Here is a 22,911-nt window from a genome sequence, read left to right as displayed (position 1 = left end):
ACATCACGATTTTGCCGGGGTGAGTCACCGAAGGGTGATGTATCAGTCGGTCTCGGAGTTTGAAGAGCCTATCTGTAGCAAGGCTTGCTTTGCCGTGCGTAGTACCTCGGTACTGAGTTTCTCCAGCTTGGGCGACTGCACCCGCCAATGATGCCAGTACAGCGCAACGTCGGTGGGCTGGTCCGGGCACAGGTCGATCAGCTCGCCACGCGCCAGCAGGGCGGCCCCCTGCTGTTCCGGCACCATGCCGTAGCCCAGCCCCAGCCGTACCGCGGTGGTGAACGACTCGCTGGCTGGCACATAGTGGCGAGGGTAGCTGTCACGGGGCAACCCCAGGGTGCGCTGCAGGAAGTCCGCCTGCAGGGCATCCTTGCGATCGAACACCATCAGCGGCGCACGACGGGCAGCCTCCCGCGTCAGTCCATCCGGCAGCCAGCGGGCGATAAAGGCGCGGGAGGCCAGCAGGCGGTAGCGCATGACCCCCAGGCTGTCAGCAATGCAACCGCGCATCGGCACGGCTTCGCTCGATACGCCAGCCAGCGCGTGGCCGGCCTCCAGCCAGGTGTAGGTGTGATCCTGGTCATCGACGGTGATGTCAAGCAGCAACTGTTCGCTGATCAGGAAATCCGCCAGCGCGGGCAGTAGCCAGGTCGCCAGCGTGTCATTGTTCACCACGATGGGAATACTCAGCGGCTGGCCCTCCTGCTCGTCCCACTCCTTGCTGAACTCATCCTGCAGTAGCCGGCTGCGTCGCAGGTATTGGGCCAAACGTTGGCCGGCACGGGTAGCGCGACAGGGACGGGTGCGTACCAGCAAGGGCGTACCCAGCTCATCCTCCAGTGCCCGTACCCGCTGCGAAACGGCGGATGGCGTAAGGTGCAACCGGGAGGCCGCCTGCTCGAAGCTGCCTGTCTCGATCACCGCCAGCAGCGCCTCGCTTTTCCGGTTATCGAACCACATGAGCCGCGTGCCTGTATAAATGAAGAGAAATTAAGTATTACAGCAAAATGCTAAATGTTCTTCATCTTGCTGCGGATGCCCCCGACAATCGGCCCATTGTTGATAGGGAGTCCCTCCATGTTTGCTTCTGCAGCCTACTTCAAGGGCCTGGGTTTGAGTGCCGGCCTGATCATGGCGATTGGTGCCCAGAATGCCCACGTGCTGCGCATGGGTCTCAAGCGCCAGCATGTTGCCTTGACGGTGGCCACCTGCGTGCTGATCGATGCCCTGCTGATCACCCTGGGCGTGGCCGGGATGGGGGCGCTGGTGCAGGCTTCTCCGGCCCTGCTGTTTATTGCCCGCTGGGGCGGGGCGGCCTTTTTGCTCTGGTATGGCCTGCGTAGCTGGAAAGCCGCCTTTGCGGGCGATGCGCTGGCGATCGGACCAGAGGCACGCCGTTTCAGCCGCAAGGAAGCGCTGTTGACGGTGTTGGCCATGTCGCTGCTCAACCCGCATGTCTATCTCGACACGGTGGTACTGATCGGCTCGATCGGTGGCCAGCTCGCGAGCGGCGAGCGGGCCGACTTCACCTTTGGTGCCGTCAGTGCGTCCATCCTGTGGTTCTGCACGCTGGGTATCGGTGCCAGATTGCTGTCCCCCTGGTTCGCCCGTCCTGCTGCTTGGCGGGGGATCGACGTGCTGACGGGCTCGACCATGCTGGTGCTGGCTGGGGTGGTTGCCTGGGGCGGGTAACGGTACCGCGAAGATAGCCAGCGCTTGACGCTGGTTTTCTTTTGGTCTTTAATTTCTGTAAAGACAGAAATAAAAGAAATGAAGCATATGAATATCCTGCTAACCGGCGCCACGGGTTTGATCGGCAGTGCACTGCTCAACCATCTGCTGGCCTTGGGGCATCAGGTGACGGCGCTTGGTCGGCGGGTACCGGCTGACAGCCGACCTGGCGTGCGCTGGGTGGCCATCGACATGGTCGCCATGCAGCAAGCGGCTGACTGGCGGCCCCTGCTGGCGGGGCAGTCCGTCGTGATCAATACCGTCGGCGTCCTTCGTGAAGCCGGCGCCCAGACCTTTGCCGCCTTGCATGAGCGGGCTCCGGTGGCCCTCTTCCAGGCGTGCCCCGAAGCCGGCGTCACGCGTGTCATACAGCTATCGGCACTGGGGGCCGCCGAGGATGCGGCGACAGGATATTGGCGCAGCAAGGCAAGGGCGGACGCTGTCCTGATGACCTTGCCGCTTGACTGGACGGTCGTGCGCCCCTCCTTGGTGTATGCGGATGCCGGGGCAAGCAGCCAGCTCTTCCTGAAACTCGCCGCCTTGCCGGTACTGGCAGTGCCGGCCGATGCGGGATGCGTACAACCGCTACACCTGGATGACCTGACGGCATTGTTGGCGCAACTGGTGAGCGAGGGGAGTGGCGGGCGGGTGATCGATGCGGTCGGGCCACAGGCCTTGCCCTGGGGGCAGTATCTGCAGGCTCTCAGGCAAGGATTGGGGATGGCACCGGCTTTCACGCTGACCATCCCGGCACCGTTGACCACCATAGGCGTACGACTGGCGGGGGCATTGCCCGGCAGTCTGGTTCAATCAGACAGCCTCACCATGCTACGGCGCGGTAATCAGGCGGATGCTGCACCGCTCAGGGCTCGGCTGGGGCGTCCTTTGCGTCAACCCGCGACATTCGCACTGCCATCCTCGCGGGCCGCGACGGTGCTGGCCGCATGGTCGCCTTTGCTCAGGTTGGCGCTGGCCTTTGTCTGGTTGTTCACGGCGTGGGTATCCGTGGTCAACCAGGCCGAGGGGATACGACTACTGGCGTCGGCCGGTTTGCCTGCGGCTCTGCATCCGGCTGCCTTATGGTCCGGTGCCTTGCTGGATGCGCTGCTCGGCCTGTTGACCCTGTTCCGGCCATCCCGCCGCCTGTGGCAGGGCCAACTGTTGCTGGTGCTCGCCTACACCCTGTTCATTACGCTGCAGCTCGGCGACTGGTGGTGGCATCCCTTCGGGCCGATCAGCAAGAACCTACCCATTCTGGCCCTGCTGGGCTTGCTGGCCGCCCTGGCGCCCGCCAGCCCGCAGCGGACCAGGGTGCAGTGAAGGCCTATCACGCAAAGACACACCGCTAACGGGGAAATGTATGGACTACCTCACCATCAAATGGCTACACATCCTGTCGGCCACCTTCATGTTTGGCACCGGTTTCGGTACCGCGTTCTATATGTTCTTTGCCAACCGCAGTGGCAATGTACAGGCCATCGCCGTCGTTACCCGCTGGGTAGCCCGTGCCGATTGGTGGTTCACCACGCCGGCGGTCATCATCCAGCCTGCTTCGGGCTTGTGGATGATTCATCTGGCCGGTTTTCCCTACCATTCGCCATGGATAGTCTGGTCGGTCGCACTCTACGCGCTGGCCGGCGCATGCTGGTTGCCGGTGGTCTGGTTGCAACTACGCATGCGCGACATGGCCCAGGTCGCTGCTCGCGACAATACCGCTTTGCCGGCACGCTATTGGCGGTTCGAGAAGCTGTGGACAGCACTGGGCTTTCCCGCCTTTGGCGGCCTGGTCTTGGTGTACTGGCTGATGGTTCACAAGCCCATGTAGGGCAGGGGGACTAGGCCGCTACGCCTGCCTTGAGCGCCTCGCGGTAGGTGCGACTGCACGGCACGATGCTGCCGTCGCGCAACTTGATACGTGCGTCACCGCTGTCCTGGGGTTCGATCTCGACGACTTCGGTGATGTTGACAATATAGCTGCGATGCACCCGGACAAAGCGCTCGGGATCCAGCCGCGCTTCAATACTGGCCAGGGTCGACCGTAGCGGATAGTCATGACCGCGCACCCGCAGGTTCACATAGTTGCCCCAGGCTTGCAGCCACTCGATTTCCTGGGCAGGCAGCAGGAACTCCTTGCCGAGTTTCTTCACCAGGAAGCGGTTCGGCCGCTCTATCGGCTCCACCGCCGGGCCGTTGTCCGGCGCGCTCAACAGGCTGGCCTCGCCCTGCAGCCGCAGCAGCAGCAAGCGATAGGTCGTGACGACCAGCAGGACGAAGCCGTAGCTGCGCACGTCCTTGAGATATTCGTAGGCCAGCTCACGCGGCCAGTCGCCAAAGTCGTAACGGTAGCCCTGCGCCAGATAGACCAGCTTACGCAAGGCCACCATGCCGACCACATGCAGCAGGCAGAACACCATACTGGCCAGCAGATGCCAGGGTAGTTGCCTGCGCAGATTGCCAAAGTGCAGCGGCACGCGCCGCTCGAACGCGATGATGGCCGGAATCAGCGCCAGGATGACCAGGTTGCTGGACCACTCCCAGCAGACGGGCTCCCAGACGGCGAAATCCAGCTTCACCCTGTCGATGTCGATCAGCACGGTCAGGCTGTTGATGGCGGCCTGGCTGCAGAGCAGGATGATCCAGAAAGCGGGCTCGGCAATCTTGCGCCAGGGCTGGTAGCGGGTGAGCAGGTCGTGTCGGTCGTTAGGCATGGCGCCATTTTAGGGCCTTGTACGGGATTTTTTCGTCCCTGCCGGCCACGTTTCGTCCCAATGTGGCGGCGTTCCAACCCTTTGCGGGCAAGACGCGCCCCTTGCCACTGCAAGCTGGGACGTCTTCCAGCCGAGAGCCCATCATGCAACGCCGTCACGATATCGATGCCCTGCGCATCATCGCCTTTGCCTTGCTCATCCTCTATCACACCGGCATGTTCTACGTGGCCGAATGGAACTGGCACGTCAAGAGCACGCATACGGCAGAATGGCTGCAACTGCCCATGCTGTTCGTCAATCGCTGGCGCATGGATCTGATCTTCCTGATCTCCGGCGTGGCCACCGCCTTCCTGTTACGCGGAACCGGTGCCGCAGCCTTTATCCGCCAGCGTAGTTGGAGGCTGCTGTTGCCCCTGCTGTTTGGCATGGCGGTGGTGGTTCCCATCCAGCCCTATGCGCAAGGCGTGAGCAACGGCCTCGTGGCGCCCGGTTTCGGCCAGTTCCTGATCGACTATTACAGTTTCCAGCTCTGGCCGGCCAAGGCTTTCGACGGCTGGGAGCATGGCTTTACCTGGAACCATCTCTGGTATATCCCCTATCTGTTCTGCTACTCCCTGCTCCTCGTGGCCTTGCGTCCGGTACTGGGCAAGCTGGCACCCTTGTTCCAGAGCCTGAGAGGTTGGCGCTTGCTGGTGCTGCCTGCCATGCCGCTGCTGTTCTATTGCTGGGCGCTGAAGCGGGATTTTCCGGAGACCCACGCGCTGCTGGGTGACTGGTACAACCATGCGGTCTATTTCAGCCTGCTTGTCTATGGTTGGTGGTTGGGAGGGAGCGAGTCGATCTGGGGTGAGCTGGTACGGCTGCGCAAGTCGAGCCTGACCTTGGCCCTGATGTTCTTTGCAATCTATTACAGCCTGCTGAAACTGCTACCGGAAGATATCGGGGAAGGTGCATTGCTGCTGGCCTGGCTGGTCCGCTCGCTCTACGTCTGGTGCATGCTGGCGACCATACTGGGCTGGGGCCATGCCTTGCTCAACCGCCCCTTCCGCTGGCTGGCCTGGGGCAATGAGTCGGTCTATCCCTGGTATGTGCTGCACCAGAGCCTGATCGTGCTGATCGGCTACTGCCTGCTGCCCTACCATCTGGGCCCGGTACTGGAGCCTGTGCTGGTCCTCTCGGGAACCGTGCTGGGTTGCTGGCTGCTCAACGATGGCGTGATCCGCCGGGTAGGCTGGTTGCGGTACTGCTTTGGACTGAAGGCCCGCTCAGTTTCCGCACCGACGGCGACGGCGGTGCTGGCGCGTAGCCCTGGTTGAGTGGGTAAGGCGCGGGATACTGCCGGATCGGACGATCGACCTGTCAGGTGATCTGTCGGCGCGTGCTGCGAGACAGCACGCGCATTCCGCATTTGGTCGCAAGTCGCTGACCTTATGGCTGTTTTTTCTTCAGGATGGCGAAATCAAAAAACCATCACGCAGGAGGAAACAGCATGAAAACGCATCTCGATACCCTGTTCAATAGCGCCCTGGTCTTTGGCCTGGCGGCCATGTTCGGCGTGGCGCTATTTACGGATCAGGGCGCGCAGCAGCCTCAACCCAAGCAGGCTGAGCTTGTGGCGCAGTCGGCAACAAGCCTGGAGCGGGCCTGAACTGGCAGGAGCCGGTCCAGGGCGGAATGAGTTGGGCTGGTCAGGCCTTGATGTCGATCAGGGTGCCGAGCACGTCGTCTGCAGTCTTGACGACCTGGGCGGATGCCTGGAACCCCGCCTTGCTGACAACCTGGCTGACAATGTCACCGGTGACATCCGCCGTGTTGTTGTTCTCGGCGATCCAGTTGTTCATGTTGGCAATGCGGCCAGCAGAGGCATCCAGGGCACTCTGGTAGCGCTGCATGCCGGCAAGGCCGGCGCCAATGGCAGAGATGGACATACAGTATTCCTTTGCAAGCTGTACTCAAATTGCCGTCAGCGTGATCGAACCACGCCATTAAACCACTTTGGCGGCATTTGAACAGATAGCTTGCAGCATAACCCGATGTTCTTATTAACAAATGCTGATATGACGGACGGCACCGAGGCGCCGTCCGTCACGGCTCATGCCAGCGCCTCGCTGCCTGCCCGGGCGAACAGGGCGTCGACGACGACGACCTCGCCGTCGACCAGCAATACGCCTTCCAGATTGGGCAGGTCACCCATGAGTCCCTGTACCGGCCGGTGCTCGAGCCGGATTTCCTGTTCGGCCAGCGCCTGCATCTCCGCACTGCTCAATTGCAGCGTATGGCAGAACAAGGTGACGTAGTTGGTCCACTCGGCAATCGACAGCGCCAGCTCGACGGAGGCGCCGGTACAGGCCAGCACGCCGATATGGCGGTCGGCTAGTGCTTCGCCATGGTTGCGCTCGAAGGCGAGCGCCTTCAGTTCATGCTGCGCTTGTTGAAGAATGTTCTCCGGTTGTATCTCGATGAGATGGCAACGTTTTTTCATTGGCAGGTACCCGGTGCTTGGTTGATCACGAGCCTAGAGCAACCGTTCTAGCGACGGCTTTTTCGCATCATGCGGCCGGGCGGGCCGCATGATGCGAACCGGTAAAGATACAGCATGTGTGCTGCCGTGCAACATGCTTGCTTGCTACCGAATGCCGCAGCCCGATGGTTGCGTGTTTCGCGCCAGAATATATTTCTCCGGGCGTGCAGATATCGCCCATATTCGTCGTTCTGGCGTACCGTGCCGACGTACCCAGCTTGCCCGTCATGGCAGAGGTATCCGTTGTTTTAACGTCACCCGAAGCGAGCGATCCGGTTCATTGGCCTTTTTCCTGTTTTGACCCAGAGTGAAGTAAGGTCCAATGACGGCAAATAGAAACCACCGAGGCAATGCATGGAGCTTTTTGCACTAGATCAGGACGTCGCCGCGCTGGAGTCGGTCTTGCCGACGCTGGAGCCGGCGGTTCGTCGGGATACCCTGGTGCAACTGTCCTGGCATCTGCGACAAAGGGATTGCGCCCGAGCCCTGGCCCTGGCCGACGAGGCGGAAGCCCTGCTTGCGCTGGCCGGGCTGGATACCGTGCCGGCACAGATCAGCTTGGCCCGCTTGCAACTGGTGCGGGCGGAGGTCAAGGCGCTATTCGCCGACTTCGACGGTGCAGAGCAACTTGCCGCGACGGCCATGGCGAGCTTTTCCCGGTTCGGAGACCCACTGGGGGTGGGGGACGGGCACTGGCTGATGGTCTCGATCTGGCTGGACAGGGGCAACCGGCAGCAGTTTGATCTTAGCCTGCAGCGTGCCCTCACGGCTTATAGGGCGGGCGACGACCCTATGCGGGTAGGGGCCACGCTGGCCCGCGCGCTCTCCAGTACCGCCTTTGTCAATGCCGGTCTGGCCGAATCCGGTCTGGCCGAACAGTTCCCGGAATCAACCGTGTGGCATGAGGCGGTGATGACGTGGGTCTATGTGGCCTATGCCAACGTGGCCGGCCTGACCAATGATCCGGGCGTCGCCATCAAGTATGACCTTCGGGCCTACCAGGCGGCTTCCAATACCGGGCAGATACGCCAGGCCTTGATCGGTGCCGTCAACGCGGCAGAAGGTTTCGCCACGCTGGGTGATCTTGATGCGGCGCTGGAGTGGAGCGAGCGGGCGCTGTCCCTGGCGCGCGCCACCCGTTGGCCGGGCAGTATCGGGGTGTGCCTGATGCAGACTGGCGACGTACTGCGCATGCTCTCCCGGCACGACGAGGCGAGGACCTTTCTGCATGAGGCGCTGACGGTTATGGCGGCGATGGTGGGCTCGCGCAACCAGGAGCAGGTGGTCGGCAACCTGGGCCTGCTGGCGAGCGACATGGGCGACGATGAGGAATCGCTGAGCTGGTTTGTCCAGCTGGAGCGGGGTCTCAGTGCGCAGAGTGAGCCTGACCTGCTGATGAAAGCCCGCCGCGGCGCGGCGACTGCGCTATCACGCCTGGGGCGCTCGGCGGAAGCCAGCATCAAGGCCGCGGAGGCCCTGGCGCTTGCGCAGGAAAAAGCGAATGCGGACGAGCAGATCAAGGCGCTACGTGTACTAGCCGAACTGCATCGTGATCACGCGCTTCCGCCACCACCCCACATGGCGGCGCCTTCCGCCACGCTCCACTACTTGCAGGAGGCCATGCGCATTGCCGAGTCCGTCAGCGGTTACGCCGTTCCTGCCGAGCTCCTCAACCAGGTCGCCAGCGCCTACGCGGCCAGTGGTGATTACCGGGCCGCGTATGACAGCAGTCTGGCTGCGACGGCGGCCCGTAACAAGACACGGATCGAAGAGGCCCAGAAGCGGGCCCTGGCCATGCAGATACGCCAGGAGATTGATCGGGCAAGGGCGGATATCGAGCATCACCAGCAACTGTCGGCAGCCCTACAGGAGACCAATGCCACGCTCGAAACACTGGGGCTCATCGGTCGCGAGATCACTGCCAGCCTGGATGCCCAGGAAGTCTTCCAGGCCCTGTACCGGCATGTGGACCGGCTGCTCGATGCGGCGTCTTTCGTCATCTACCTGCTGGACCCCTCCGGCAAGATGCTGACCACGGCCTTCGGGCTGGAAAATGGGCAGCCCCATCCGGTGAACCATGTGCCGCTGGATAGCACCACGGCCTTTACCGCCCTGTGTGCCCGGGAGCGACGCGAGATCGTGATCGACCAGCCTTCGGCCAAGTTCGATATCAAGATGATCCCCGGTACGATCCGCACCATGAGCATGCTGTTTGCCCCGCTGGAGGTCGGCAAGCGTTTACTGGGTGTGATTACCATCCAGTCGCAGCGTACCCACGCCTACCGTGAGCGTGAATGTTCGATCTTCCGTACGCTCTGCGCCTACGGAGCCATTGCGCTCGATAACGCGGCTGCCTATAGCGCGGTGGAGGCGGCCCGGGAGCAGACTGCCCGCCAGGAGCAGGAACTCAGGGTGGCGGCCACTGCGTTTGAATCGCAAGAGGGCATGCTGATCGCCGACGCCGACCTGGTGATCCTGCGCGTCAACAGCGCCTTTACCAAGATCACCGGTTACCCGGCCGAGGACGTGGTCGGGCGCTCCCCCAATATGTTCCAGTCCTCCCGCCATGATGCCGATTACTACCGCGCCATGGATGACGCCATTCGTGATACAGGCAGCTGGCAGGGCGAGATATGGACCCGCCGCAAGGATGGTGACACCTTTCCGCTGTGGCTGGCCGTGACGGCCGTGCGTTCCGACGAAGGCCACGTGACCCATTATGTCTATGCGCTGGTGGATATCACCGAGCGCAAGATGGCCGAGGATGAAATCCGCAATCTGGCCTTCTATGACCCGCTGACCAATCTGCCCAACCGGCGCCTGCTGATGGATCGATTGCGGCAGGCGCTTGCCAAGAGCGCGCGTAGCGACACTGGCGGCGCGCTGCTGTTCGTCGATCTGGACAACTTCAAGAAGCTCAACGATACCCGCGGACACGACATCGGCGACCTGTTGCTGGAGCAGGTGGCGGGACGTATCGCCAGTTGCCTGCGCGAGGGCGATACGGTGGCGCGGCTTGGCGGGGATGAGTTCGTGGTGCTGCTGGAAGACATCAGCGACCAGTCGCTGGAGGCGGCGGACAAGGTGGAAGCGGTGGCCAAGAAAATACTGGCGACGCTCAATGAATCCTACCTGCTGGACGGCAAGCCGCACCACAGCACCCCGAGTATCGGCGTCTGCTTTTTCAAAGGGCAGGCCGTCACGGTGGATGAGCTGCTGAAGCAGGCCGACCTGGCGATGTACCAGGCCAAGGCTGCCGGTCGTAATGCCATCCGTTTCTTCGACCCCACCATGCAGGCGGCGGTGAGTGCCCATGCTGCCATGGAAGCCGACATTCGCGAAGCCCTGGCGAGCCAGCAGTTCATCCTGCATTACCAGCCGCAGGTCGATACGGCCCGTCGCGTGATCGGTGCCGAGGCCCTGGTGCGCTGGCAGCACCCGCTACGTGGCATGGTCTCGCCGGCCAGTTTCATCCCGCTGGCGGAAGAAACCGGCCAGATACTACCCCTGGGCCAATGGGTACTAGAGACCGCCTGCCTGCAACTGCGGGAGTGGGCGCAATCGCCGCAGACCGCCCACCTGACCCTGGCCGTCAACATCAGTGCCCGTCAGTTTCATGATGCCAATTTTGTCGAGCAGGTGCTGTCCGCATTGGCGAAAAGCCAGGCGAATCCTGGCCGGCTCAAGCTGGAACTGACCGAGAGCCTGCTGCTCAAAGACGTGGACAGCGTAGTCGCCAAGATGAATGTGCTGATGGCGCAAGGCGTGAGTTTCTCGCTGGACGACTTTGGTACCGGCTACTCGTCGCTGTCTTACCTGAAGCGTCTGCCGCTGGCGCAGCTCAAGATAGACCAGTCGTTCGTGCGCGACATCTTTGTCGACGCCAACGACCTGGCCATCGTCCGTGCCGTCGTGACGCTGGGTCAGAGCCTGGGCCTGTCGGTGATCGCCGAAGGGGTGGAGACCGAAGAGCAACGGCAGTTCCTCGAAGCCTGTGGTTGCCATACCTTCCAGGGTTACCTGTTTGGCAAGCCGGGCCCGGCAGCACTGCTGCAACAAGCGCGCTAGTGCTCGCCTGACCTGACCCAGGACGACACTCCCGCCGTCTCCCTGATAATTCCGAACTACCGAAAGTGTGTCGATGAAATGGTTGTCCCTGCCTTTGCTTTACCTGCTCACGGCCTGTGCCGCGACCGATGTCGCTCCCGGCATGCCACGGGGTGAGAGCAGCTTCGCGGTCTATCGCGAGCAAAGCCGCGCCTGGTTGCAGCAGCACCGGCAGTTCCTGACGGCGGACAAGGCGCTGGAAGTGGAGTTGAACGCCCCCCAGGAGTGGCGGCCCACGGTGCCCGCCGGCAAAGGCGTGCTCTTGGTCCATGGCCTGGGTGATTCACCGTTCTCATTCAGTGATATTGGCCCCCGGCTGGCCGAACGTGGCTTTCTGGTCCGTACGCTGTTGCTGCCAGGGCACGGTACCCGGCCGGCAGACATGATCGGCGTGTCGGCGGACGATTGGCGGGGCCTTGTCGAGCGTCAGACCCGGCAGATGGAACAGGAAGTCGGCGAGGTCTACCTGGGTGGCTTCTCGACCGGCGCCAACCTGGTGACCTCCGTCGCGCTGGAAGACGGCAATGTCGCTGGTCTCATGCTGTTCTCCCCGGCCTTCAAGGCGGGGACCGGCTATGACTGGCTGTCGCCGTGGATTGCGCCTTTCAAGTCCTGGCTACGTACACCGGAAGAAGGGAGGCCGCAGCAGACCTTGGTGCGTTACCTCAATGTCCCGACCAATGGCTTTGCCCAGTTCTATCACACCAGCAGCACCGTGCGTTCGCTGCTGGCGCGCAAGACCTTCGACAAGCCAGCCCTGCTGGTCATGACCGAGCATGATTCGGTACTCGATGTACAGCAGGCGGCGAGCCTGTTCAATACCCGCTTCACCCATGCGGCCAGCCGCCTGGTCTGGTACGGCAAAGCGCCAACCATTGCCGATCCACGCATCGTTGTTCGTGACGACTACCTACCCCAGCAGCGCATCAGCCAGTTCTCGCACATGGGCATCCTGTTCTCTCCGGCAAATCGCTATTACGGCCCGGGCGGCATGCTGCGTTTTTGCCAGAATGGCCAGACCGACGAAGCCACCCGGCGTTGCCAGTCGGGAGAGGAGGTCTGGTATTCGGACTGGGGTTTTCGCGAGCCGGGCAAGGTTCATGCGCGGCTGACTTTCAATCCCTATTTCGACTGGCAGATCGGCATGCTGGCGCAGGTGCTTGGCCTGCCCGGTTAAACCTCACTTCAGAGTGGACGCACCATGACGATGGCGGTCGCAGGGCACGCGCCCTGGAATTCGGCCGAGACTCTGACCGGGCCCGGTACCGCCTTGCGGGGTACGGCAGTGAAGCCGTAACGGACAAAATAGCCATCGGCACTAGTGGTGAGCAGGTAAAGCTTGCCCACGCCTTGCGATGAGGCTTGCTCAATCAAGCTTTCCAGCATGCGCTGTCCCAGCCCTGTTCCTTGCGCCCGCGGCACGACGGCCAGGGAACGCAGCAGGGCCGAACGCCCATAGATTTCCAGCCCTCCCACCGCGAGCAGACCGCTACCCTGGGTCGCCACCCGATACTGCTCACGGTGCGCTTCGGCCCCCTCCAGCGGCAGGCCGGCGGCGGAGAGCAGCGCAAGGATCTCCGGCCAGTCTGTCACCTGGGCTGCTCGTATTTCCAGCGGTTGACCGGCAACATAGTCGATCTGTGCATCCTGCGCCGCGCCATCCCTTTCAGCCTGTCCCAATCCGGTTTGCAGGCTTTGCAGCAGCAAGGCCAGGGACTCCCGTATGACCCCATGCTGCGCGGCGGGCACCTTGGCCAGGACCTGGTCGGCGTGGGCATTGAGTTCAGTATTGAGCCGTCTGGCCCGCAGCCGGCCCGCAGGGCTGAGGCTGAGCCAGGCACTACGCCTGTCATCGATATTGGGGCGCTTGATCACCGTACCGTCGAGGACCAGCGCTTCTACTGCGCGGCTGATCCAGCCCTTGTCGAGATCAAGCTGGATCACGAGTGCCTGCTGGGTCAGTCGTTCCTGCCGCAACAGCTCGGTCATGACATGGCACTGCACGGTCGATGCACCGTCGCGGCAGGCGGCCTGGGTGCGTTGCTCGCGAACATAGATGCGTGCGACTTCGCGAAGCAATTCACCGGCAGAAGGGGGGGAGTGCATGGTATTAATCTGGTTGTCATTAGCAACTAAAATTTAAAGTCTGGTTTCTTTGTTGTCAATAGCAACTAAATGTGAGGTGCGATGTGCCGACCAGGATAAATAGGGGCAATTATTGACTATATTTCAACTATTCGAGTATAATGGAATTATGGAAAATAAAGCTGCTGTCACGCTACTTGCCGCACTGGCCCAGGAGACCCGCCTAGCCATCTTTCGGCTGCTGGTCGTCCAAGGCCCGCAGGGGATGACCGTCGGCAAGATCGGTGACGCGCTGGATATTCCAGCCGCTACGCTGTCCTTCCACCTGAAGGAGCTGACGCGAGCCAATCTGATCGATGCCCGGCAAGAAGGCCGCTTCATTCACTACTCCGCTAACTACGAGACGATGGGTGGCTTGCTGAGCTTCATGACTGAGAACTGCTGTACTGCCATGCCCGTGACGGGTCAGGAGGTCAGCTGCTGCAGCTGATCTTTTTTAAAGCCCATCATTTCAAATAAATTTGAAACGTTGCCAAGACATGGACAAACCTACCGTACTACAAGCCTTTGAAGCGCTGTCTTCGAGCGCTCGGCTCGATGTCTATCTGCTGCTGGTGGACGCCGGCAACAGCGGCCTCGTTGCGGGCGAGCTGGCCAGCCGACTCGACCTGGCGCCGTCCAACCTGTCCTTCCATCTGAAGAATCTGGCCTATGCCGGGCTAGTGACTGTGGAGCAGGAAGGTCGCTTCCAACGCTACCGCGCCAACCTCGGCCTGATGCGCCAGGTCACCGGCTTTCTGACCAACCATTGCTGTGGCGGACACCCGGACCAGTGCGCCGAACTGGTCGAACCTTCCTGCAATCCTGCTTCCTGCAAGTGAGCCTTTGATGAACATCCTGATCCTTTGCACCGGTAACTCCTGCCGCTCCATCCTGGCTGAAGCCACCCTCAACGCGCTGGCACCTGAGGGCATTCGTGCCATCAGTGCTGGCAGCAAACCTGCCGGCTATGTCCACCCGCGCTCGCTTGCCCTGCTGGAGCGCGAAGGTATCTCGACCGAAGGGCTGCACAGCAAGTCCTGGGACAACCTGCCCATCACCCCGGACGTCGTCATCACGGTCTGTGGCAGCGCTGCTGGCGAGACCTGCCCGGCCTACCTTGGTCCGGTCCTGCGCGCCCATTGGGGCGTCGAAGATCCGGCCCACGCCACCGGTACCGATGCTGAAATCGACCGTGCATTCGAGAAGGCCTACCGCATCCTGCGCGGCCGGATCGAAGCTTTCCTGGCCTTGCCTGCGGATGTTCTTGCCGACAAGGCCAGGCTCAAGCCTGAGCTGGATCGCATCGGCCTGATCGGCGCCTGAGGAGACACCATGCCTGTCATACAAATCTACGACCCTGCGCTCTGCTGCAGCAGCGGTGTGTGCGGTACCGATGTTGACCAGGCATTGGTCACCTTCGCGGCCGACTTGGACTGGCTCAAGCGCCAGGGTGGTCAGGTAGAGCGCTTCAATCTGGCGCAACAGCCGCTGGCGTTTGTCCAGCAGGCCGCCGTAAAGCAGTTTCTGGAACGCTCGGGCCAGGAAGGTCTGCCGCTGATCCTGGTTGATGGCGAAATCGCCCTGGCGGGCCGCTATCCGCGCCGCGCCGAACTCGCCCGCTGGGCCGGTATCAGCAGCATCGGTATTGCGGTGCAGCCCGCTGCCGGCGCTTGCTCAGGACCAGGCTGCTGTTGAGCAGGAATGACGCGATGAACTTCCTTCTGGATGCACCTCGGCATTTGTTCTTCACCGGCAAGGGCGGTGTGGGCAAGACGTCGATCGCCTGTGCGACGGCGGTGCTGCTTGCCGATCGAGGCAAGCGGGTGCTGCTGGTGAGTACCGACCCGGCATCGAATGTGGGTCAGGTCTTCGGCCAGACCATCGGTAACCAGATCACCGTCATCAGCACTGTGCCGGGGCTGGCTGCGCTGGAAATTGATCCCCAGGGCGCAGCCCAGCAATACCGCGACCGCATCGTCGGGCCGGTGCGTGGGGTGCTACCGGATAAGGTGGTACGGGACATCGAGGAGCAACTGTCGGGGGCTTGCACGACCGAGATTGCCGCCTTCGACGAGTTCACCCAGCTGCTGACCGATACCGCGCTGGTGCATGACTTCGACCATGTCGTGTTCGATACCGCGCCGACTGGTCACACCATCCGCCTGCTACAGCTGCCGGGTGCCTGGAGCGGCTTTATCGAACACAACCCGGATGGTGCATCCTGCCTGGGACCGCTTGCCGGCCTGGAGAAGCAGCGTGCCCAGTATCACGATGCGGTGACCGCGCTGGCCGATCCGACACGAACCCGGCTGGTGCTCGTGGCGCGTGCCCAGCGTTCCAGCCTAGCAGAGGCAGCTCGTACCCAGACGGAACTCGCCGCCATTGGCTTCCAAAGGCAGCACCTGGTGGTCAATGGGCTAATGCCGCAAGCGGAAGGCAAGGTCGATCCGCTGGCCCAGGCGCTAGTGGATCGTGAAGCTACCGCGCTGGCGCAATTGCCCTCGGCCTTGGCTGGTTTGCCGACCGATCGCCTGCACCTCAAGCCATTCAACCTGGTGGGCCTTGCGGCGCTCCGGCAACTGTTTGGCGAGCAAGCAGCGGTAGCGACAAACGTCGCACCAGCTTATGCCACGACCTCTTTGCCCAAGCTGGCGCAACTGGTCGATGGCCTGGCGGCGGACGGTCACGGGCTGATCATGGTCATGGGCAAAGGCGGGGTCGGCAAGACCACCCTGGCTGCCGCGATAGCCATCGCCCTGGCCGAGCGCGGTTTGCAGGTTCACCTGACCACATCAGACCCAGCAGCACACCTCACCGACATGGTTGCCGGCAGCTTGGACAATCTGGCGGTGTCGCGCATCGACCCCAAGGCCGAGACGGAGCGCTACCGGCAGGAGGTGATGGCCAGCAAGGGCAAGCATCTGGACGATGCAGGTCGCGCCCTGTTGGCGGAAGACCTGCGTTCGCCCTGCACCGAGGAGATCGCCGTGTTCCAGGCCTTCTCGCGGGTCATCCGGGAGGCCGGCAGGCGATTCGTGGTGATGGATACTGCCCCCACTGGCCATACCCTGTTGCTGCTGGATGCCACGGGCTCTTACGACCGTGAGATTCGCAAGAAGATGGCCAAGGGGGGTCTGCACTTCACCACCCCGATGATGCAGCTGCAGGACCCCAAGCAGACCAAGGTGCTGATCGCCACGCTGGCTGAAACCACGCCTGTTCTAGAAGCGGCCAACCTGCAGGCGGACCTGCGCCGTGCCGGGATCGAGCCATGGGCTTGGGTGGTCAACCAGAGCCTGGCCGCAGCCTCACCCGCGTCGTCACTGCTGCAACAACGGGCCGCCAATGAGCGAATCCAGCTGGAGGCGGTGGCTACCCACCACACCCAGCGCTATGCCGTCGTACCGATGCAAACCCACGAGCCGGTCGGGCTTGACCGACTGCGCCAGCTTTCCCAGCCATAACCCGCTCATCACGGAGATTCCGCCATGTCGGACAAGGTCTACAACGTACTCTTCATCTGCACCGGCAATTCGGCCCGCAGCATTCTGGCCGAGGTCGTCATGAACCACCTGGGCGCCGGACATTTCCATGCCTATAGCGCGGGCAGCTTCCCGCGTGGCGAGGTGAACCCGCTGACCATCGAGACCTTGGAGAAGCACAGCTATCCCACCGAGGGGCTGCGCAGCAAGAGCTGGGACGAGTTTGCCGGGGCTGACGCGCCCGCCATGGACTTCATCTTCACCGTCTGCGACAAGGCAGCTGGCGAGGCCTGCCCGGCCTGGCCAGGCCAGCCGATCACGGCGCACTGGGGCTTTACCGACCCTTCGCATGTCGAAGGTGATCACGACACCCGACTCGTCGCCTTCAACAAGACGTTGGTTGAGATCACCAACCGGCTGCGCATCTTCCTGAGCCTGCCGCTGGACAAGGTTGACCGCATGTCCTTGCAGCATGAGCTGCGCAAGCTGGGAGAGCAGTGATGGATTTGCGTCGTCGCCTGTTCGCCGAATGGCTGGGTACCGCCTTCCTGCTGGCGGTCGTAGTCGGCTCGGGCATCATGGCCGAGCGCCTGTCCGGGGGGAATACCGGGGTGGCCCTATTGGCCAACGCCATTGCTACCGGCGGTGGCCTGGTCGCGCTGATCCTGACCTTCGGCGGTATCTCAGGCGCTCACTTCAACCCGGCTGTGACGCTGGCTGCGGTGATGCGTAGCGAGCTGCAAAGCCGTGACGCCGCCCTCTATGTCCTGGTGCAGATCGTCGGGGCCTTCTGTGGCGTCGCCGCCGCGCACGGCATGTTCAGCGAGCCGCTGTTCTTCGCCTCCCAGCACATCCGTACTGGTCCTGCCCAATGGTGGAGCGAGTTCATCGCCACCTTCGGCCTGCTGGCGGTGATCTTCGGCTGCTCGCGCAGTCGCCCCGAGGCAGTGCCCTATGCGGTGGCGTCCTACATCGTGGGTGCCTACTGGTTCACCTCATCGACCTCGTTCGCCAACCCTGCGGTCACGCTGGCGCGGGCGGCTTCCGATACGTTTGCCGGCATTCGGCCGGTGGATGCGCCCGGTTTCATCGCGGCGCAATTGGCTGGTGCCGTTACCGCCACGCTGGTGTTTGGCTGGCTGCTGCGCGACAAGGCGCCGTTATCGCTGGATTTGATGGCCAATGCTGGCGAGGACCGTACGGTGACGCCCCTGCGCGACTAGTGCAGCCGTATCGCCGGCCCCCTTGCTGGTGGGGAGAAGCACATGGGTACCGATGGTAGTCCTTGGGTCTTGTTGCTATTCGTCCTGGCGGGTGTATGCCTGACCTGGCTGTTCCGACGTTTCATCACCGAGACCTGGTGGTACCTCACCGGCAAGCCCTTTGGGCGGCTGATTGAGGATGTGACCCGCTGGCACGCGGAGCGGCAAATTCCCTTTGCGAAAGGCGAGATCGATGCGCGCTACGAGCGCATCAGGCTAGCCAAAGACAAGCGCGCTGAATGCAACGCCATCCGGCGCGAACTAGGACTGTATTGACCGGCCGATAACGGCGAGGAAGGCACAACGATGAGCAACGACGTCACGATCTACCACAACCCCGCCTGCGGCACGTCCCGCAACACGCTGGCCTTGATCCGCAACACCGGTATCGAGCCCACGATCATCCTCTACCTGGTGACGCCACCAAGCCGGGAAGAATTAGTGGTTTTGATCGCGGCCATGGGTGAACCCGTGCGCGCACTACTGCGCAAAAAGGGAACACCCTACGAGGAGCTGGACCTGGACGACCCAAAGTGGACCGACGATCAGTTGATCGACTTCATGATGCAGCACCCGATCCTGATCAATCGGCCCATCGTGGTGACCTCGCTGGGTACCAAGCTGTGCCGACCCTCCGAGACTGTGCTGGAGATGCTGCCGTTTCCTCAGCTGGCGCCATTTACCAAGGAAGATGGTGAGATCGTAATTGATGAGAAGCTTAGGCAGGTTCGCTAGCTAGTTCGTACCCTCACTCTGAGGCACGCAGCGGCACCAAGGGGCTTGTAAATCGCGACGAGAAATCAGCTGTTTTACTACGTGGACCGAGTCTTGTCCGACTCCACGCAACGTTGCTGATGCAAAATTCCGCTGCTTGGGCAGACCGACAAAGTACAACCCGGGCACCCCTCTCGCCACACCGTTCCGTTGGCGCAATCGCCCTCTGTCATCGATGACGCCAAGGCTGGCAAGATACGGCGCATGCGGCCGGAATCCGGTTGCGAACAGTAGCACGTCCATGCGCTCTTGCCGCCCATCCGACCACACCACGCTGTCCGCCGTGACCTCATTGAACATCGGGCGCCGTTCGGGCTTACCCTTCTTGATCACCTCCCGGTAAGTCCCGTCGTCCAGAACCGGCGTACTTTGGTCGTCCAGCCAGCGGGTCCGCTCCAATCGGGTCACCTCCAGCCAGAAATGGAAATCCAAGCCCAGTATGCGCTGCGGAAAAAACCGTATCGGTCGGCGGCTGGCTAGCGTCACATCAGCGACCGCCGCAAGCTCATGGGCGATCTGCACGCCGGAGTTGGCTCCACCGATCACCACGATGCGCTTGCCCGTCAGCGTATCGGGATTCCGGTATTCGCCGCTATGCATCCGCAGACCCTGGAACTGATCCAAGCCCGGTATCGCCGGGGTGTGCGGCGTACCGAAGGTACCAGACGCGACGATCACCTTGGCGGCCTGGTACTGCGTACCTTCGGCGCAGAAAAGGTGAAAGGTCTGGTCTGCGCCTCGCTGGACGTCCACCACGCGCTGCCCGTACTGGATGGGCAGCTCAAAATGCGCAGCGTAGCCCTCCAGGTAGTCCGCCACTTCATCGCGCTTTGGGTAGCGCTGTGGGTCGCCCGGAAAGGCCAAGCCGGGCAGCGAGGAGTATTTCGCCGGGGAGAACAGGGTCAGGCTGTCGTAGTAGTTACGCCAGGCGCCGCCGGCTCTCTCGTCTGCTTCCAGCAGCAGGAAGCGACGCCCTGTGCGCTGTAGATGGTATCCAGCGGCCAAGCCGGCTTGGCCGGCACCGATAACGATGACGTCGTAGGATTCCATGGGAAGACTTTCAGGCGCTGACGGCGCCGATGGCTTGTGAGGTGGTGGCTTTTCCTGCCCGGTAAGCAAATACGAAGGCAACGAAGCCGACTATGCCGATGACCGCGAGCCAGACCAGGGTGGTGGTATTGCCCCAATGCTCCAGCAGGAAAGCTGCCCAGGCTGGTGCCAAGGCCCGTGCTACCAGCCCCGGCGAGGAGACCCAACCCAGGGCAGAGCCATAGGCGGTGTTCCCCAGCAGCTCGGCTGGCGCCATACCGCGCACGATGGTCAAGATACCGTTGGCCGGGCCATACAGCGCCGCAAACAGGAAGGCCAGCCGGTGCTCATAGGTGGTCAACAGCAGCAGGCCGATCGCCACCGGCAGTATCAGGTGGGCAAGGTAGCCGCTCCAACGTACCGGCAGATGATGGGCCACCACCATGTCCAACAATCGCCCAGCAACCTGCATCGGCCCGAACAGGGTCACGGTAAGCAGCAGCATTGACTGGCTCACGCCCTGGCCAGCTAGAAGCAGACCGGCGTGCGCCGAGATTGCCCCGCTGAACAGAGCCGTCGAGGCGATCGCGATCACCAGACCCCAATACGCCGGAGAGCGAAGCAGGTTGGCCACCACGGCAGGCTGGGCATCCTGCACTGTTGCCTGAGCATGTGTCGCCACTCTTGCCGGCAGTAGCAGGTGCAAAGGCAAGCACACCAAGGCGTGTAGCGCCGCAAACACCAGCAATGTCTGGCGCCAATCCAGGTGAGCCACCAGCCAAAACGACAGGGGCCAGAACACCGTACTAGCGAAGCCCCCCACCAGCGTAAGCGTGGTCATGGGCCGGCGGAATTCGCTGCCACTGAATTCACGCAAGGCGGTGAACGCCGCCTCGTAGAGCGTCAGCGACATGGCGATGCCCGCCAGCAGCCAGCCCAGCAGAAACATCACCATATTGCTGGCGGTCGCTACGCCGACCAGGCTGACAGCCCCGACCAGCGAGCCGACGCTCAAGCCCCAGCGTCCGCCATGGCGATCCAGCAGTTGCCCTGCCAGCGGTGCGCACAGCGCAGCTGCCAGTAGGCCGCCGGAGTAGGCGCCAAAGATCGCGGCTAGGCTCCAGCCGGTCGCCTTATGGATAGGCTCAGCCAGGAAGGTGATGCCGTAGTACAGCGTGCCCCACGAGATCACCTGGCCTGGCGCCAGCAGCCAGAGCGGCGATAGCCGCATTTGCGACGCAGAAATGCGCATCCTGATTCCTTAGCAGCAGGCTTGCGCTACGGTTGATTCAGGCTGCGCCTTGGGGCCGCAGCCGCAACCACCCTTACCCGCCTGCTTGGCCTGGGCATCCTGGGCGCAGCAAGCATCGACTTGCGCCGGGGCGGGACCTCCGCAACAGTTGCTCGCAGCTGCGGGCTCTTCAATCTGCGCCACAGGCGCGGTACCGCAGCATGACCCGCTCGATTTCGCATTGCTGAAGGAGGCATTGCAGACACCGGTTTCGGGTAATTCCAGCTGCACATCATCAGCGGCGACCAGGTCACCGGCAAGCGCGGCAGCGATCGAGCGTACCTGTTCGTAGCCCGTCGCCATCAGAAAGGTCGGCGCACGGCCGTAGCTCTTCGAGCCCACGATGTAGAAGCCCGGTTCTGGATGGGCCAGCTCGCGGTGACCATGCGGCCTGACGGTACCGCAGCTGTGCTCATTCGGGTCAATCAAGGGAGCCAGGGCCTCAGTGCTTTCCAGCCAGGCATCCAGTCGCACGCGCAGTTCGCGGCTCAATTCGAGGTCGGGGCGGGAGCCGGTTGCGCAGACGATCTCGTCGATGCCCTTCAGGTCCACGATGCCAAGCGGTGTCTCTGCCACGACCGTAAGACCTTCTGCGCCCGCCTGTAACGCCTGGGTGCGGAACTCGCTATGGACAGTAAGCTGACCGTTCTTGATCAGTTGCTGCAACCTGAGGCCCAGCGCCCCGCGTGCCGGCAGTTGGTCGGCGTCGCCACCGCCAAACACCCGACGCAGGTTGTTGCCACGGACGGCCCAGTGGACGCGTGTGGTCGCGTCCTGATGGCTCAGCTCAGCCAGGTTGAGCAAGGCGTTGGCAGCCGAATGGCCCGCACCCACCACCAGTACGGTCTTGCCGGCGTAGCGCGTTCGGTGTCGACCCAGAACGTCGGGGACGCCGTAGAAGATGTGGTCGCTATGTGCGGCCTCACCGATTGCGGGGAGCCCGTTAGCACCCAACGGATTCGGTTTGCTCCAGGTGCCCGTGGCATCGATGACCGCCCCTGCCAAATGCTCGCGCACCTCACCTTGCTGGACGACCCGAATGACAAAGGGTGTCTGGTCCCGCCCGCTGGTCTTGATCTTGTCCATGCCGCGACGAGACAAGGACAAGACACGGCTGCTCAGCTGGATGTGGCCTGCCAGCACTTCGCCCAGTGGGCGGAGGTAGCGCAGGTGAAGATCCCCGGCAGTGGGAAGCGTATCGAGATCAGGGGCTTGCCATCCACTAAGTTCCAGTAGCGATCGCGATGCACGGTCGAGGTTGTAACGCCAGGGCGAGAACAAGGGCACATGGGCAACGGATTGGAAGCTGTGCCCAACCTCGTCACTGGCTTCGAAAACCGTAGGAGTAATGCCACGAGACAGCAGATGAGCTGCGGCGGCCAGACCGACGGGGCCGGCGCCAAGTACGGCAACGCCGTGCTGTTGGATCAGAGGGGATTGCATGGGAGGTGCCTCCTAGACGGGGACGATTTGGACGTTGATGTCGTTCATGATTCAATTGATTCTATATTTCTAGAATAATAGTAGTTTTAGAGAAATGCAATATATTTCCATTTTTATGGAATTGTAAGGACGGGAAGCATTTTAGTTAGGTGTTGACCGGATAGTCTGGGGGCAGAGCACCTGGTGAAAGCCAGACTCTTTATGTGTCGGCGTCTGATATCGGGGCAGGAGTTCCGAGGTGAGAAATGAACTCATTCTGACAAGAAGGCGACGGGCAGATGGCGCGAAGCTGAGGTATCGACGGTATGCCATATTCGTTGAATATGGACTTCATCATTACTGCCTACGACCGAAAGTAATGAAGATGTGGGGCTTGCTGAGGGCTGAGCTGCGCAGGCTCCTTATCGTGTGACTGGGAATGGCTTTCCTGCGGTGG

The 22,911-nt window shown here is 62.2% G+C and carries 24 protein-coding genes; 16 read left to right on the top strand and 8 right to left on the bottom strand.

Annotated elements, in window-relative coordinates; all coding sequences use genetic code 11:
* Nucleotides 1–42: 42 nt before the first annotated feature.
* Nucleotides 43–960 (bottom strand): LysR family transcriptional regulator ArgP, encoded by a 918-nt coding sequence (locus tag ACYVHK_RS14190; RefSeq protein WP_460533205.1) that lies wholly within the window; start codon nucleotides 958–960, stop codon nucleotides 43–45.
* 117 nt (nucleotides 961–1,077) lie between these two features.
* Here ACYVHK_RS14190 and ACYVHK_RS14185 point away from each other — a divergent pair, with 117 nt between their 5' ends.
* From ACYVHK_RS14185 to ACYVHK_RS14175, 3 genes are all read left to right on the top strand, one after another.
* On the top strand, nucleotides 1,078–1,692 hold the full coding sequence (locus ACYVHK_RS14185) for a LysE/ArgO family amino acid transporter (protein WP_460533202.1): 615 nt from the start codon (nucleotides 1,078–1,080) through the stop codon (nucleotides 1,690–1,692).
* Between the two features lie 87 nt (nucleotides 1,693–1,779).
* A complete protein-coding gene (locus ACYVHK_RS14180; RefSeq protein WP_460533199.1) occupies nucleotides 1,780–3,051 on the top strand; it encodes an SDR family oxidoreductase in 1,272 nt (423 codons plus the stop codon).
* A 40-nt stretch (nucleotides 3,052–3,091) separates the two neighbouring features.
* Nucleotides 3,092–3,556, top strand: a complete 465-nt coding sequence (locus ACYVHK_RS14175; RefSeq protein WP_460533196.1) for a DUF2269 family protein — start codon at nucleotides 3,092–3,094, stop codon at nucleotides 3,554–3,556.
* Between the two features lie 10 nt (nucleotides 3,557–3,566).
* On the opposite strand, the gene ACYVHK_RS14170 is transcribed toward ACYVHK_RS14175, so the two are convergent.
* Nucleotides 3,567–4,439: a LytTR family DNA-binding domain-containing protein gene (locus ACYVHK_RS14170; protein ID WP_460533193.1), complete on the bottom strand. Its 873-nt coding sequence runs from the start codon at nucleotides 4,437–4,439 to the stop codon at nucleotides 3,567–3,569.
* Between the two features lie 143 nt (nucleotides 4,440–4,582).
* Between ACYVHK_RS14170 and ACYVHK_RS14165 the strand changes: the two genes are divergently transcribed.
* Both ACYVHK_RS14165 and ACYVHK_RS14160 read left to right on the top strand, forming a co-directional pair.
* Complete coding sequence (locus tag ACYVHK_RS14165) at nucleotides 4,583–5,755, top strand: acyltransferase family protein (protein ID WP_460533190.1); 1,173 nt, start codon at nucleotides 4,583–4,585, stop codon at nucleotides 5,753–5,755.
* Between the two features lie 173 nt (nucleotides 5,756–5,928).
* Nucleotides 5,929–6,087, top strand: a complete 159-nt coding sequence (locus ACYVHK_RS14160) for a hypothetical protein (protein ID WP_460533187.1) — start codon at nucleotides 5,929–5,931, stop codon at nucleotides 6,085–6,087.
* Between the two features lie 40 nt (nucleotides 6,088–6,127).
* On the opposite strand, the gene ACYVHK_RS14155 is transcribed toward ACYVHK_RS14160, so the two are convergent.
* Entirely contained in the window at nucleotides 6,128–6,367 is a 240-nt protein-coding gene (locus tag ACYVHK_RS14155; RefSeq protein WP_460533184.1) for a hypothetical protein, read from the bottom strand.
* A 164-nt stretch (nucleotides 6,368–6,531) separates the two neighbouring features.
* Nucleotides 6,532–6,921, bottom strand: coding sequence for a hypothetical protein (locus ACYVHK_RS14150; protein ID WP_460533182.1), 390 nt, complete (start codon nucleotides 6,919–6,921; stop codon nucleotides 6,532–6,534).
* A 393-nt stretch (nucleotides 6,922–7,314) separates the two neighbouring features.
* On the opposite strand from ACYVHK_RS14150, the gene ACYVHK_RS14145 reads away from it, so the two are divergent.
* Both ACYVHK_RS14145 and ACYVHK_RS14140 read left to right on the top strand, forming a co-directional pair.
* The gene (locus ACYVHK_RS14145; RefSeq protein WP_460533179.1) at nucleotides 7,315–11,028 is read left to right on the top strand and encodes an EAL domain-containing protein; all 3,714 of its coding nucleotides are present in this window, start codon (nucleotides 7,315–7,317) and stop codon (nucleotides 11,026–11,028) included.
* Between the two features lie 73 nt (nucleotides 11,029–11,101).
* The gene (locus tag ACYVHK_RS14140) at nucleotides 11,102–12,244 is read left to right on the top strand and encodes an alpha/beta hydrolase (RefSeq protein WP_460533176.1); all 1,143 of its coding nucleotides are present in this window, start codon (nucleotides 11,102–11,104) and stop codon (nucleotides 12,242–12,244) included.
* A gap of 8 nt (nucleotides 12,245–12,252) precedes the next feature.
* Here the strand turns inward: ACYVHK_RS14140 and arsN2 are convergent, their stop codons facing one another.
* Entirely contained in the window at nucleotides 12,253–13,173 is a 921-nt protein-coding gene (arsN2, locus tag ACYVHK_RS14135; RefSeq protein ID WP_460533173.1) for a bifunctional helix-turn-helix transcriptional regulator/GNAT family N-acetyltransferase, read from the bottom strand.
* Nucleotides 13,174–13,321: 148 nt separating this feature from the next.
* On the opposite strand from arsN2, the gene ACYVHK_RS14130 reads away from it, so the two are divergent.
* Genes ACYVHK_RS14130 through arsC form a run of 9 tightly spaced genes read left to right on the top strand, consistent with a single transcriptional unit; the run spans nucleotide 13,322 to nucleotide 18,673 of the window.
* Complete coding sequence (locus tag ACYVHK_RS14130; protein WP_460533170.1) at nucleotides 13,322–13,642, top strand: ArsR/SmtB family transcription factor; 321 nt, start codon at nucleotides 13,322–13,324, stop codon at nucleotides 13,640–13,642.
* A gap of 49 nt (nucleotides 13,643–13,691) precedes the next feature.
* The gene (locus tag ACYVHK_RS14125) at nucleotides 13,692–14,033 is read left to right on the top strand and encodes an ArsR/SmtB family transcription factor (protein ID WP_460533166.1); all 342 of its coding nucleotides are present in this window, start codon (nucleotides 13,692–13,694) and stop codon (nucleotides 14,031–14,033) included.
* 7 nt (nucleotides 14,034–14,040) lie between these two features.
* A complete protein-coding gene (locus tag ACYVHK_RS14120; RefSeq protein WP_460533163.1) occupies nucleotides 14,041–14,517 on the top strand; it encodes an arsenate reductase ArsC in 477 nt (158 codons plus the stop codon).
* Between the two features lie 9 nt (nucleotides 14,518–14,526).
* Nucleotides 14,527–14,889, top strand: a complete 363-nt coding sequence (gene arsD / locus ACYVHK_RS14115; protein ID WP_460533160.1) for an arsenic metallochaperone ArsD family protein — start codon at nucleotides 14,527–14,529, stop codon at nucleotides 14,887–14,889.
* A 14-nt stretch (nucleotides 14,890–14,903) separates the two neighbouring features.
* On the top strand, nucleotides 14,904–16,658 hold the full coding sequence (gene arsA, locus ACYVHK_RS14110; protein ID WP_460533157.1) for an arsenical pump-driving ATPase: 1,755 nt from the start codon (nucleotides 14,904–14,906) through the stop codon (nucleotides 16,656–16,658).
* 24 nt (nucleotides 16,659–16,682) lie between these two features.
* The gene (locus ACYVHK_RS14105) at nucleotides 16,683–17,177 is read left to right on the top strand and encodes an arsenate reductase ArsC (protein ID WP_460533154.1); all 495 of its coding nucleotides are present in this window, start codon (nucleotides 16,683–16,685) and stop codon (nucleotides 17,175–17,177) included.
* The gene (locus ACYVHK_RS14100) at nucleotides 17,177–17,899 is read left to right on the top strand and encodes an MIP/aquaporin family protein (RefSeq protein WP_460533151.1); all 723 of its coding nucleotides are present in this window, start codon (nucleotides 17,177–17,179) and stop codon (nucleotides 17,897–17,899) included. The genes ACYVHK_RS14105 and ACYVHK_RS14100 overlap by 1 nt, the downstream gene beginning before the upstream one ends.
* A gap of 42 nt (nucleotides 17,900–17,941) precedes the next feature.
* Entirely contained in the window at nucleotides 17,942–18,214 is a 273-nt protein-coding gene (locus tag ACYVHK_RS14095) for a hypothetical protein (protein ID WP_460533148.1), read from the top strand.
* A gap of 30 nt (nucleotides 18,215–18,244) precedes the next feature.
* Entirely contained in the window at nucleotides 18,245–18,673 is a 429-nt protein-coding gene (arsC, locus tag ACYVHK_RS14090; RefSeq protein ID WP_460533145.1) for a thioredoxin domain-containing protein, read from the top strand.
* On the opposite strand, the gene ACYVHK_RS14085 is transcribed toward arsC, so the two are convergent.
* Genes ACYVHK_RS14085 through ACYVHK_RS14075 form a run of 3 tightly spaced genes read right to left on the bottom strand, consistent with a single transcriptional unit; the run spans nucleotide 18,674 to nucleotide 22,475 of the window.
* The gene (locus tag ACYVHK_RS14085) at nucleotides 18,674–19,762 is read right to left on the bottom strand and encodes a flavin-containing monooxygenase (RefSeq protein WP_460533142.1); all 1,089 of its coding nucleotides are present in this window, start codon (nucleotides 19,760–19,762) and stop codon (nucleotides 18,674–18,676) included. It lies immediately after the preceding gene.
* 10 nt (nucleotides 19,763–19,772) lie between these two features.
* Complete coding sequence (locus tag ACYVHK_RS14080) at nucleotides 19,773–20,993, bottom strand: MFS transporter (RefSeq protein WP_460533139.1); 1,221 nt, start codon at nucleotides 20,991–20,993, stop codon at nucleotides 19,773–19,775.
* A 9-nt stretch (nucleotides 20,994–21,002) separates the two neighbouring features.
* Entirely contained in the window at nucleotides 21,003–22,475 is a 1,473-nt protein-coding gene (locus ACYVHK_RS14075) for an NAD(P)/FAD-dependent oxidoreductase (RefSeq protein ID WP_460533136.1), read from the bottom strand.
* Nucleotides 22,476–22,911: the final 436 nt, after the last annotated feature.

It is taken from the genome of Chitinimonas naiadis (assembly GCF_054780835.1).
The sequence above is the reverse complement of the archived record's forward strand: the minus strand, read 5'-3'. Positions and strand labels throughout refer to the sequence as shown.